Genomic DNA, 13,103 nt, shown 5'->3' on the forward strand with positions numbered 1-13,103 from the left:
AATGAGATATTCCACATTCTGTCCCTTAGCATATTCGAAGATATCTTTAATTTTGGCTTTAGCCTTTTTAACAGAGTCTTTTGATGGTTTAATAATGCATTTATTATCTCTTTCGATTTTAACATTAAAACCTAGGAAATCAAATCCTTTAAAGATGGTTGTGAAACAAGTTTTGTCTTCAGAGAGGATTAAACCTCTCCTATCCAAATATTCTTTAAGAATGTTAGGTATTGCTTCTATATCTTCCTTATTTCTTGCAAATATAAGAAAATCATCGGCATACCTCACAACCCGATATTTTCCACGAGTAATAAAAGTCATATAACCTTTACTGCTATGGTATTCATAATATGAAATATTTAAACAGTTTTCTAATCCATGTAAGGCAATATTTGCTAGCAATGGCGATAACAACCCTCCTTGTGGAGTTCCTTGATTGGTGGAGAAAAATTCTCCATTTTCCACATATCCAGCTTTAAGAAACTTTTCAACCAATCCGACATACGGAAATCCTTTTAATTGTTCCATGATGAATTCATGGCTTAATGTATCGAAGCATGCCTTGAAATCGCCCTTGAATACATAATTGAATCTGCGATAATGTATGTCATGGAAAATTCTTTCCATTGCATCATGAACTCGTCTTGCAGGCCTAAAACCATAACTTATAGGTTCAAAACGAGCTTCCCATTGCGGCTCCAAGACTAAACGAAGTAATTCCTGATAAACTCTGTCAATAATGGTAGGAATACCAAGAGAACGAGTTTTACCATTACTTTTCGGAATTTGAGTCCTATACACAGGCTTGGGGTTATGTTTGTTTATATTTCTATTTATTATCTTAATAAACAATTTTCCTCGTTCAGCATCGCTTAATGCAATATATCTATCCACACCAGGAGTTCTTTTACCTTTATTTGTCTGTGTAACCCTTTTAATTGCTACTTTTAATGCGGCAGGGCTACGAACTAACATTCGCTGTAAATCTCTAACTTTTCGACTATCACCTTCACTTTCGGCACGAAATATCCTAAATCTTTGTTTATTTACATACTTATAGGTCTTCTTCCAATCAGTATCAGACCATAGCGTAGCGTATGGTGTTGTGGACTCTAAAACAATGTTGTTTTGAGCATAACTCAACTTTATCACCATCCTTTTAACAAACAAACATTAATAGTTTTATTTACACGTTGTCTACTCTTTGAAAGTTAGCCATGTTTCCATGCCTACCACAAAAGGGCAGGTATCCGTTCACAGTTAATAATTTCCCTGTTTTCCTGCTATCTTTCGATAATTAACGGCTTTCGCTTTTTTTCAAAATCCTCTACCACCTGAAGAATTCCACTTCATTCGCAATCCGCTTACCTAAAAAAAAAGAGTCTTCTTTTAGGACTTCAAATGGCTTACCGGGTTAATCTCCCATCAGATACGAATAAGGTAAGGTCCGAACTTTACACCGGCAATTCTACGGGTTGTGCGTTATAAGCATAAGTAAAGTACTTATTTCCTAATTGCAATCGATAGTAGTACTCTTTATAGTGCTTTGTATCCTACCTATCGTCATTTGTCACGATGCTTGCATTCGTTCACTTTAATTAACCATTCTTATTCTTCCTCTAGCCCTGACAACACTGGATACTAGTGTTTCATTAGACATTTTGCTCATGCAACTTCTTAGGCTCGTTACCAAGCTAAGAATTTCACAGGAGGAAATCCCAACACAACAGGGATTAAAACAACTTCATACAAGAAGTGTTTCACTGATACAAGAGTAGGGAAAAAGGAGACCCTATCCCGTCGCACATACTTTTCAAATGCTCTTGGCAAATTAGAATAACATATCAACTTTATACTATATTTACAAAAAAGGTTTGGTAAAATGTGTGGAGAAAGAATTACATTGCAAAATATTAAAGGCGTTGGAGATAAAATCTCTGAAAAAATAATCAATAGTGTTGGAGGAGAAGAGGAACTCCAAAAAATAGTTGAAGATATTGATGTTGAAAAAATAGCGAATATTGAAGGCATAAGCCAAAGAAAAGCTATTGAAATAATGAATCAACTACTGAATAACCCTGAATATCAGTTTATAAAAAGTGATAGGGCAATGGAGATTTATGAAGATATTATAAACAAGATTTTGGCATATTCTAATACTTCTTATTCTAAAAATAGAATCCTATTACTCTCACCGTCAAAAAATATTGATAAAATTAATTCAAACCTTAATTTTGTAATGACCGCAAAGGAGCATGTTTCACAACTTCCAATTATTAAATTAAGAGGATTAATGAAAAATTTAAAAGAAGTTGAAGAAGCAAAACCGGAATATGACCCAAGTAAAGCCATTATTGTTGAAAGTGAAGAAGACAATTCATATCTTACAGACTTAGGATTGAATCAATATTACCCAATCATAACTGCTAGTGATTCCCCACTACTAAAAGAGGAATTATTGAATTATGATCTAGTATTTTATGTTTATTCTCAAGGAATACTTGATTTTGAAGGAATGCCAAACCTTATTATGATAAACATTGATGAAAATGATTATGAAATTATTCCTGAAAAAATCATAAACTTTTTTATCCAAAATAAAGAATTATTCTCCAAAGTTTATGAAATACAAAAGATTAGAAATAATGAAAGTGTTTTAGGAGAAATAATTCCACTAATTGATGAATTGAACATTATTGATAAGCGTGAAGTGGATATTGAAAAACTTGTACTTTCTCTAAAAGAGGAGATGGATGAAGAATTAGAAAAATCCATCAAACAAGTTGACCTTGAAGGAGGTGAAATTCTCAACTTATTAAACAATAACTTCCCACCAAAAATTAGCAAAATATTCGATGAAATTATAAACAAACGTAAGGAAATTATCCGCGAGAAAACTGGTTTAAGTTTTGATCCATACCTTAGAACATATCCAATTCAAATTGATGAAACAGAAATTCAAAGAGTAACCATTGAACAGGCATCTAAAAAAGAAAACGACATATTCGACATTAAAAAAACAGCCGCAATTGAATTAAATTCTATAAAAGAAAAAGCTATCAAAGAAGTAAACGATACAATCAAATTTGACTATGAATTCAGTTTAGGAAGCTTTGCATACGAATATGATTTATGTAAGCCAGAATTCAGTGATGAAATAAAATTAACAGGAGCAATACACTTAGAATTGGCACTTAAAAAAGATAAAGATCATGTGCAAAATATTGATTATGAATTAAGCAAAAAAGAAAATATTGCACTTCTAACAGGAGCAAACAGTGGAGGTAAAACAACACTTTTAGAAACCCTAACTCAAATATCAATAATGGCGCAAATGGGGCTTCCTGTAAGTGCGGATAAAGCTAAAATAAAATTATTCCATGAGATTTACCACTTCTCAAAGAAAAGATCTCTAGATGCTGGAGCATTTGAATCATTCCTAAATGTGTTCATACCAATCGTTACCACAAATAGTGAAAAGTTAGTATTATTAGATGAACTTGAAGGAATAACAGAACTTGAAGCAGCTGTTAAAATTATATCCACATTTATTGATATGATTAAAGAATCTAATTCTTATGGAGTGATTGTTACTCACATGGCAAGAGAATTAATGAACTACACAGATATTAGAGTAGATGGAATTGAAGCTAAAGGATTAGATGAAGACTATAATTTAATAGTTGACAGAACACCTAAAATGAACTTCCTTGCAAAAAGTACCCCTGAATTAATCCTAAAAAGAATTTATGAAAAATCAGATGATGAATTAAAAGCCGTATATGCCAGAATTTTAGAAAAATTCTAAATGTCGTCAACTTAATTTTTTCTAAAAATTCTTATTTTTTGTATTATTAATATATTATTATTTAATTAAATGTCAATCAAGAAAATAACTTGTTTGTTGATGGAATTTGCTGTAATGGAACCCATGGCATATGTTTGGATAATCTAAATCAATATTCCTGTGCAAAATACCGTTATGATGAGAAATTTCTCTAGATCAAACATCAACCATAACGTCAGATTAACATTATTAGATGCAGAAAACAAGTTAATAATTGAAGATACAGTAATTCCAAGAGAATTTTTTCCAAAAGATTTCATAAAATCTTTTTTAGAAACATCACTTGAAAATTTAGAATTAAAAACAATAATTTACTGATGGATACAGAGCATACGCAGTAATAATTGATGATTTAGGATTTAATCATCAAAGATGCACTTTTCATTGCAATGAAAAATCTAATGGACAAAATAATAAAGAAACATAAAATGGCTTAAATAAAAGAATAAAAAAATTAAACAAAGAGATAAATGATTTTAGAAAAAGAAATAAAAGAAATAAGTGAAAAATACAAAAGACAAAAAGACGACACAGAAAGGCAAAAAGATAATGAAAAAAAGAGGGAGTTAAATAAAAAATTAAGTGAAAAGAAAACCGAAAGAAAAAAATACACCAATGAATTAAAAGTTGATGATGATCTAGTGAAAAAAATAAGCCTAATTTTTAAATCCAAAACTGAAAAAACAGCAAGAAAAAGATTCCAAAAATTATAATGACCAAATAGATAAACTACCAAAAGAAATCAAAGCATTCATAAGAAACCTATCCAAATATCTGGATAAAGCAATACAACACACGATAAACCGGAGAATACAAAGTACCAATAATTTAATTGAAGGATTTTTACAAAACAACACTTCCCGGAAAAATTAAAAGAACATTCAAAACATACAGAGGACTACTCCTCATAATAACACTCAACAACATCAGATGGATTAAACGATGTGTAACAATCAACAAAAACTAAGCATCAGTACCAAATCGGAAACTGCCAACAAATTTTGTTTTCACATTGTGGAAATACATTTCATTTTTTTTTAAATTTTAGCCTTGTAGAGATATTCTCACCAGATAATTGTGATTTTGGCATCTTTGACGTTTGTTCAATTTTACTTAGCATATTCCTTGGTGGGATGAGACTTCCCAGCATTCATCACCAGATATTGATGGCGTTTTAATCTAAATATTTCTTCTTAATTTTTTAAGAACATCCATAAATCCGTATAATGCGGTTTCATATGTTTTAAAGTTTTTACCAGTAATTAATCCATTCTCATTGATTGTAATGTTGTTTAATTCTAGCTTGTCATGTGAATCTTTGATTATTTCGTTTTTAAGTTGTTTTTCTGTATTTTCAATGTTTATTGTATATGGCAGTTTATACGAAAATGATCCCTCAGCATAGTCGAGAGAGATGCTTTCATTATCATCAATTTCCGATAAATTTAAAGCAACTTTTTTATAACCTTGTGCTTTTAATTCATCGTTGATTTGAATATATTTATCCCTGCAAACTAATTCACGGATATTGTCCACTTCAACTATACAGGTTTCCTCAAAGTCTCTGACTTTTACAATTTCGCAATCAGTGTTTTTTAGGATATAGTCTTCACAGTAGCTAATCCTATTGATCTTTTCTGCTGTTGTCCGGGTGTTTGTTGGAATTCTGGTTGCAAGACAGGTAGTTGATCTTGAATATGGGATATTTTTTTTATCTAAATATTCATGGATTTCTCTAGAAGTTAATTTTGCTTCAATAAAAGGTGTTTTGAATCCTTTTTCATAAGTAATCAAAATTCCGGGCCGGTCAACAGTCAAGTCGCTAATGTTGTTCCCATCACAAATAAAATCAAAACCTTTTTCATTGGCTATCTTTTCAATTTCATCATACATTAGCTTTCTACAGGTATAGCATCTCTTAGAGTTATTTGATAAGAAAAGTTCATCTTCATAAAAGTCAATACTGATTATTTCCTGTTTTATTCCAAAGGTTTCGGTTGCTTTTTTAGTATTTTCGACAAAACCGGTAGGCAACAAATGGTTGTTTATGGTGATTACCAATGTGTCCTTTGCTGTTTGTGCGGATAAATAAGCTATTAATGTTGAATCGGCACCGCCTGAAAAACCTATGGCAACCTTCTTATCTTTTAAAATATTTTTTACAATATTGATTTTATCTTCTAAATTCATTTCTATCAGTTTTAAGTTTCTATTCTAATATTTAAATATATTGAGAGCATCAAAGTTGCCAGTTTCGGATGAAAAGGTTATTTATCTATCAAGCATGTTTGAAACGTATTTGGGATATATCATGTTTTGATAGATAATGAAAAAACGGTGAATGTATGAGGATTCAAATGATTATTTTTGAGCAATAATCACTAAAAGATGTTCATTCTTTTTTTTATAGTTTTCAATGCTGTTAAATCCTGCATTAAGCAGGTATTCATTTAATTCACCAGCATTATAAATTCTCATTCCTTCAATGGTTGATATCCATTTTTCATCATCGGGATGATTGCCATCAGTTCCCTGAGCAATCATAAATCGCCCCTTAGGTTTGATAACTCTTGCCACTTCTTTAAATGTTTCATCGAGTTCGGGCCAGAAGTAAATTGTTGAAAAAGCACTTATTAAATCGTAACTTTCATCATCTATTGGCATATCACTAACGTCCCCTTGAATAACACTGCATCTTCCCCCATCAATGGCCTTCTGATTTCTTTTAATGGATTCCTGAACTGAAATGTCGGAATAATCAAGGCCGTCAACATTATTTTCTGTCAGTTTAAGGAATTTTTCAATATTGGCTCCTCCGCCACAGCCGATATCTAATATTTTATCATTTTTGCCAACATCAACACTTTCAAATGCAAATTCAGAGATGTGTCTATGTTCTTCATTCATATCTTTGATGGTTTTTATTCCCTCTTCACCGTGAGGTTTCATGTACTGATCAATCTTTTTTGCAGCCATAATCAAAACCTTTAATAATTTTTTAAATATATTTAATATTGGTGATTCAATGGATAATAAAGTTATCGTAATTATTATAGCAATAGTCGTTATTGCTGCAGGTGCATATTTCCTTTTAGGAAGTGGAAGTAATGAAGTAACTATTGGGTACTTGCCATCAGACCATGATGCAGCACTGTTTGTTGCTGATGCGCAAGGACAATACAAGGCTAACGGAATTAACACAAAATTGGTTCAGTTTAATAATGGTGGAGATTTAATGACTGCCATGGCTAGTGGGGATGTTGATGTGGGTTATGTTGGAATAACTCCAGTACTGTCTTCAATTGCTAATGGGGTTCCAGTTAAAGTAATTTCCGCCGCTCAAACTGAAGGATCTGGAATTGTTGTTGCAAAAGATTCGGGAATTAACTCAGTGTCTGATTTAAATGGTAAAAAAATAGCAACTCCCGGTGAATCTTCAATTCAGCATATGCTGCTTACATACTATTTAAAACAAAACGACATGTCTTTAAGTGACCTGAAGGTTTCCTCTATGAAAGTTCCATCAATGAATGATGCTTTAAAAACTGGTAAAATAGATGGAATGATTACTTTTGAACCGTACGTATCTATTGCCGAGAAAAACGGTGCGAAAGTATTTGTGGATTCCTCTGAAATTATACCTGATCATCCATGCTGTGTTGTAGTGGCTTCTGATAAGTTTATTGACGAACATCCTAATGAAACTCAAACAATATTGGACATTCATGAGAATGCAACTAATTACATCAACAATAACACCGATGAAGCCGCAAGTCTTTTACCAAGTGATATTGTAAGTGATGTTGAAGTTGAAAAGGTGGCCATGTCCGGTTTTCCATTTATTTCTGGTTTGAATGATACTTATAAACAAAAAGTCATGGATTTTATGAAGTTGGAAGTTGATTTGGGTGTTTTAAAAAAGCCATTGTCAGAAGATGAAATTTTTTATCAAAGTAGTTGATTAAACTACTTTTTATTTTTTTCTTGATTGTTGATTGTTATTGAAATTACCTTTGTGATGAACAACGGTTGATGGGCAATATGATGGCAATCTTTCTGTTTTAATTCAAAATAAAGATATATGATCTAAAACAGATTTTTTGATTAATTGTTATAACAATTCATGTTAATTTATTTATAACATGCCGATTAAATATATTACTGCATTTAATTTAAATTAATTTTTGGTGAAAAAATGAATAAAAAGATTATATTTGTTTTAGTGTTGGCACTTGCAGTATTCCTTGTAGCGGGTTCAGCTAGTGCAGGTTTTTTTGATTTTTTAGGAGGAGAATCTAACAGTACTGTAAAAATAGGATATTTGCCTTCAGATCATGATGCTGCATTATTTGTGGCAGACGCTCAGGGTTTATATGAAAAAAAGGGAATCACTACTGAACTTGTTCAGTTTAACAATGGTGGAGATTTAATGACTGCCATGGCTAGCGGGGATGTTGATGTAGGTTATGTAGGTATTGCACCGGTATTGTCTTCTGTTTCTGCAGGGGTTCCTGTAAAAATTATTTCTGCCGTTCAAAATGAAGGCAGTGGAATTATGGTGACTTCTGATTCCAATATTGATGATGCTAAAGATTTAAAAGGAAAAGTTGTCGCAACTCCCGGTGAATCATCCATTCAACATGTATTGCTTTCTGCTTATTTGAATAAACATGAAATGTCTTTGGATGACATTAATGAATCCGCAATGAAAGTGCCATCTATTAACGATGCTTTAAAAACTAAAAATCTTCCAGCGGCCATTACATTCCAGCCATATGTAAGTCTTGGTGTAAGTGATGAGGGTATTGAAGAATTAGTTGATTCTTCTGAAATCATGCCAAATCATCCATGCTGTGTTGTAGCGGCTTCTGATGATTTTTTAAATAATAATAAAGACACTGCTAAAGAAATTATTGCAATTCATGAAAATTCAACTAATTTCATTAATGAAAAAATAGCGGCTGGTGAGACTGGTGAAATAGTTAAATTATTGCCTAAAGATATCGTTGCTGACAAGGATGCGGAAGTAAAATCTTTAGAAAGTTTCCCATTCATATCCGGAATAAATGAAACATATAAATCTAATGTAGATGCATTTCAAAAATTAGAAGTTCAATTAGGTATCTTAAACGAAACTATTGCACATGATGATTTGTATTGGGAAGCATAGTTAATTAGCTATGCTTCATTTTTTTTTTTAATGGGGATGCCTGGTTTTTTCATATTCCTCTCTTAAATCGGCGATAGCCTTTTTAGTTTTTTCATCGGATACTTTATTTATGATCCTTTGATTTTCAATTAATATGTTTATATATTCCTTTCTTTTTTCCCCATCAACCATTTTATACCTTGAAAAGTTAACGAGGCATTCAATTAGTGCAGATAATCCTCTATTAAACGGCATTGCATTTTCATCATTTTTCATGACTTTTCTGATTTTGCCGGTTATATAATAAATATCACTTCCTTTTATTGGAAAATCCTTAGGTGTTTCTTTTTTATCAATATTTTCAACATCCACAATAATGTAAGCGGGAGTATTTTTAATAATGGCAATGTCTGTATCGTCAGTATAATATTCATCGCTTAAGCAGTTTAGTGTCGAATAGGTAAAAACTAAGGAATCCTGTGTAATATTGACTACATATTCATTAGTATCTAATATATTCTTCAGTGTCTTTGATCCGTCAAATATCCTGCAGAATACTTTATCCTCTCCAAGGTAGGTAAATGCAAAGGCACCTGCATTTTTTACACCCTCTTTATTAATGGTTGTTGTAATGCATTCATATTGGATATTTTTTTCAATTCCGATTTCGCTTAAATTGTAATTCATTTTATCAAGCCTGATTATGGAAATAGGGTATAGTTATAAGTCGATTTTCCCATCTATATAATCATCTTCATGGGATTTTAAAATATAAAAAAATAGTTAATTTCTCAAAAGAGAAATTATAATTTAATTTTAATGTCAAGTGCGCTTGAACCTTCTTCGTAGACAAAGATGGGGTTAATGTCAAGTTCTGATATTTCTGGGAAGTCTAGGGTTAATCTAGCTACTCTTTTAATTGCTTCTTTAACTTCTTCAACATCACAAGGTGCTTCTCCCCTGTATCCTTCAAGTAATTGGGATACTTTGGTTGATGCAATTTGTTCTTCAATCTCTTCAGAACTCATGCCTTTTGCAAGGTTGAATGATACATCCTCAATAAGGTTAACATAGATTCCACCCATACCAAATGCAATCATAGGACCGAATTGTCTGTCGCGAATCATACCGACAATGACTTCTTCACCTGAATCCATCATTTTCTGCACTTCCACACCATCAGGAACAATATCTGGGTGTGCGGCTTTAGCATTAGCAATGATCTCATCATAAGTTGCTTTTGCCTCTTCAACGCTATTAATTCCTACTTTCACGCCGCCAATATCGGATTTGTGCAAAATTTTATCGGATGCGATTTTAAGTACAACCGGGAATTCCATTTCTTCTGCAAGTTTGCCTGCTTCATCAGCACTTGTTGATAATTTAATCGGCGCTGCTGAAATTCCATAAGCTTCAGCTACTGCATATGCTTCACTGCCAAGTAATGTGTCTCTGCCATCTGCTTTTACTTTGTCAAATATTCCAGTTACTGTATCTCTGTCGACATCATCAATTTTATCAATGACGTCATCATAGTTTCTCTCTTTCAATCTTGCAAATTTAACCATGGCCTCTACAGCATTAACTGCAGTTTCAGGGAATACATAAGTTGGAATGCCGTTTTCTCTTAAAACATCATTTGCATTTTCAAAGGACGGTCCTCCCATATTAACAACAATGACCGGTTTGTCAAATTTCTTTTTCTCTTCTACGATTGCATCTGCAATTCCATCAGGATCAGCTGATGCTGTAGGGCAAACCATCACGATTAAACTGTCAACGTCCTCATAACCTAAGACAAGTTCTAATGATTCTTTGTATCTGTGCACTGGTGCATCTCCTAATACGTCAATAGGGTTTTTAGCACTTCCTTCATCAGTTACACATTCTTTTAGTTTAGCAGTGGTCTTTTCATCGAATTGGGCAAGTTGGAGTCCTGCCTTTTCCATAGCGTCCACGGTAAGCACTCCTCCACCACCGGCATTAGTGATAATGGCCACTTTGTCTCCTTTTGGAAGCGGCGCTTTAGAGAATGCTAATCCTAAATCGAACAATTCCGCCATAGTTTCAACACGCATAATTCCGGATTGATGGAATGCGGTGTCAAATGCCAAATCACTGCCGGCTAATGCTCCGGTGTGTGAAGATGCTGCTTCTGCTCCTGCTGAACTTGAACCTGATTTGAGAACAATAATAGGTTTTTTATGTGCAGTTTCTCTCATAGTTCTTACAAAATCGTCATCATCAGAAATAGATTCAAGATAACAAATGATTACATTTGTTTCATCATCGTCAGCTAAATATTGCAGCAGTTCAATTTCATTTGCTCCTGCTTTGTTGCCTAAACTGATAACTTTACTAAATCCAATTCCTGAAGTTACGCTCCAATCGATGATAGCTACCATCATGGCTCCACTTTGTGATATAAATGCCATATTTCCAGTAGGCGGCATCATCTGTGAAAACGATCCGTTTAATGGAGTGTGAGAATCTGTAATTCCTAAACTATTTGGTCCAATAATGTTTATACCATATTCTTTACCAAGAGCAGTTAATTCCGCTTCCAGTTTAGCACCTTCTCCTCCAACTTCTTTAAAACCAGCAGTAATAACAACCATGTTTTCAATGCCAACTTCACCACATTCTTTAACAGCAGTATTCACGAATGGGGAAGGGATAGTTATAATTACTAAGTCTACTTTTCCAGGTACGTCTTTTATATTTGCGTAAGCTTGTTTTCCAAGGATTTTCCCACCTTTAGGGTTTACAGGATATATTTCTCCTACAAATCCATCGTTGATAAGATTATCTACAATGATATATCCTACTTTCCCTGGTGTATTTGAAGCTCCAATAACAGCTACGGATTCAGGTTTAAACATTTTACTGAGATCTATCATTAGTTTCTCTCCTGTTGTTTTATATTAATGATGTCAATAATTTATAATGATAAATAATTAACATTTAATATACCCATATTTATTGTTATATTATTATTTAAATATTTTCTTTAATCATTAAAAAAAGGTTTATTTTTCTTTTTAATTAATTTTTAGGTGAAAATCTATTTTTGTTTATATAGTTATTAACATTTATAATATATGATAACAAAAATTAAATATAAATAATAAATTATTGATATTACAATATTTTTAAAAATATCAAATTAGGAGATATTATGAGCTTGATTATCGCTTATGTTGGAAAAAAGGATGTGTAATGGCAAGTGATAAAAGAAAAATAGGATATTTCGGTGATAAAAAAATTTAGCTACATTAGAGGAAGAATTATATAGCGGAAGCATTGATAATGATGAAGACTTTTTAACTAGGGCAAACGAGCTTGGCATTTCAATTAAAATTACAGACGATGCTAACAAACTTAAAATAATCGGCAATACCATTCGCGGTGAAGTAAGTACTAAAGGAACTATGGAAACAAGAAGAAGGCGCATTTACGGAACCACTAACGGATATCAAATAATTGAATTGTTAGGTTCTGATACCGAATCCCGTAAAGCCGGAAGTGGAGGAGTCATTATATTTGGAAATGATTACGCAAAACGTATGGCTGAAACATTGATTAAACGGGAATGGAAAGCTTCTCAAAGCTTAAGATACATGGGGGAGATTTTCAAGGGAATTTTAGAGGAGGTTGCTTCAAAAACTCCCACTGTAGGCAATAAAATAGATGTATTGATGAGACAGCCCAAGTTTGATAAAAGTGCCGCTCAAAAACATCTGGACGTTACAATTGACCATGATATTAAGGTTCTAATTAAATTCAGGCAAGACTTAACAGAAAGATTGGTTCAACAAAATTTGGAAATTGAAATGGCCAGCAAAATCATTAGCAAAGGGGACATTGGTAAAGTTGTTGACATTGATGGAAACATGCTGTTTGTACAGTTAAATAATAAAACCCAGGCAGTTGATGGAAATTGGAAACAGCTTGCAGGTCCGGGTCAAAACGTATTGATGTTTACAGACAGTGATAACGTTAAAACTGGAGACAAGGTGGTCATTGAAAATGAGGATTTGTGCCTAAAAAAAGACAAGTCCTCTTTGTCCTGTGATATAATTTTATGTTCCTTATAGTTGGGGTTTA

The 13,103-nt window shown here is 32.7% G+C and carries 11 protein-coding genes (1 of these 11 only partly in view); 6 read left to right on the forward strand and 5 right to left on the reverse strand.

Annotation, left to right across the window (positions count from 1 at the left end):
* Nucleotides 1-1,143, reverse strand: partial view of a group II intron reverse transcriptase/maturase gene (gene ltrA / locus Q9968_RS00310; protein ID WP_305512314.1) — the 5' portion only. The gene continues 363 nt to the left of window position 1, outside the view; 1,143 of the gene's 1,506 nt are visible here — the first part of the coding sequence; its start codon is at nucleotides 1,141-1,143; the stop codon falls past the left edge of the window.
* A gap of 739 nt (nucleotides 1,144-1,882) precedes the next feature.
* Here ltrA and Q9968_RS00315 point away from each other — a divergent pair.
* The 3 genes from Q9968_RS00315 (at nucleotide 1,883) to Q9968_RS00325 (ending at nucleotide 4,560) form a co-directional block, all read left to right on the forward strand.
* Nucleotides 1,883-3,808: an endonuclease MutS2 gene (locus tag Q9968_RS00315; protein ID WP_305512315.1), complete on the forward strand. Its 1,926-nt coding sequence runs from the start codon at nucleotides 1,883-1,885 to the stop codon at nucleotides 3,806-3,808.
* 174 nt (nucleotides 3,809-3,982) lie between these two features.
* Nucleotides 3,983-4,165: a hypothetical protein gene (locus Q9968_RS00320; protein WP_305512317.1), complete on the forward strand. Its 183-nt coding sequence runs from the start codon at nucleotides 3,983-3,985 to the stop codon at nucleotides 4,163-4,165.
* Nucleotides 4,166-4,317: 152 nt separating this feature from the next.
* Nucleotides 4,318-4,560 (forward strand): hypothetical protein, encoded by a 243-nt coding sequence (locus Q9968_RS00325; protein WP_305512319.1) that lies wholly within the window; start codon nucleotides 4,318-4,320, stop codon nucleotides 4,558-4,560.
* Nucleotides 4,561-5,026: 466 nt separating this feature from the next.
* Here the strand turns inward: Q9968_RS00325 and Q9968_RS00330 are convergent, their stop codons facing one another.
* Both Q9968_RS00330 and Q9968_RS00335 read right to left on the reverse strand, forming a co-directional pair.
* Complete coding sequence (locus tag Q9968_RS00330) at nucleotides 5,027-6,037, reverse strand: ATP-binding protein (RefSeq protein ID WP_305512321.1); 1,011 nt, start codon at nucleotides 6,035-6,037, stop codon at nucleotides 5,027-5,029.
* A gap of 171 nt (nucleotides 6,038-6,208) precedes the next feature.
* Nucleotides 6,209-6,823 carry a class I SAM-dependent methyltransferase gene (locus Q9968_RS00335; protein ID WP_305512324.1) on the reverse strand — a complete coding sequence of 205 codons (615 nt, stop codon included), beginning with the start codon at nucleotides 6,821-6,823 and terminating at the stop codon, nucleotides 6,209-6,211.
* A gap of 49 nt (nucleotides 6,824-6,872) precedes the next feature.
* Here Q9968_RS00335 and Q9968_RS00340 point away from each other — a divergent pair, with 49 nt between their 5' ends.
* Entirely contained in the window at nucleotides 6,873-7,808 is a 936-nt protein-coding gene (locus Q9968_RS00340; protein ID WP_305512325.1) for an ABC transporter substrate-binding protein, read from the forward strand.
* A 234-nt stretch (nucleotides 7,809-8,042) separates the two neighbouring features.
* Nucleotides 8,043-9,017 (forward strand): ABC transporter substrate-binding protein, encoded by a 975-nt coding sequence (locus Q9968_RS00345; protein WP_305512326.1) that lies wholly within the window; start codon nucleotides 8,043-8,045, stop codon nucleotides 9,015-9,017.
* 27 nt (nucleotides 9,018-9,044) lie between these two features.
* On the opposite strand, the gene Q9968_RS00350 is transcribed toward Q9968_RS00345, so the two are convergent.
* Nucleotides 9,045-9,683, reverse strand: coding sequence for a DUF447 domain-containing protein (locus Q9968_RS00350; RefSeq protein WP_305512328.1), 639 nt, complete (start codon nucleotides 9,681-9,683; stop codon nucleotides 9,045-9,047).
* Between the two features lie 116 nt (nucleotides 9,684-9,799).
* Entirely contained in the window at nucleotides 9,800-11,896 is a 2,097-nt protein-coding gene (gene acs, locus Q9968_RS00355; RefSeq protein ID WP_305512329.1) for an acetate--CoA ligase alpha subunit, read from the reverse strand.
* Between the two features lie 402 nt (nucleotides 11,897-12,298).
* Here acs and Q9968_RS00360 point away from each other — a divergent pair, with 402 nt between their 5' ends.
* Entirely contained in the window at nucleotides 12,299-13,093 is a 795-nt protein-coding gene (locus Q9968_RS00360) for a DUF2121 domain-containing protein (RefSeq protein ID WP_305512586.1), read from the forward strand.
* The last annotated feature ends 10 nt before the right edge of the window (nucleotides 13,094-13,103 follow it).

It is taken from the genome of Methanobrevibacter sp. V14 (assembly GCF_963082475.1).
GTDB lineage: Archaea > Methanobacteriota > Methanobacteria > Methanobacteriales > Methanobacteriaceae > Methanocatella.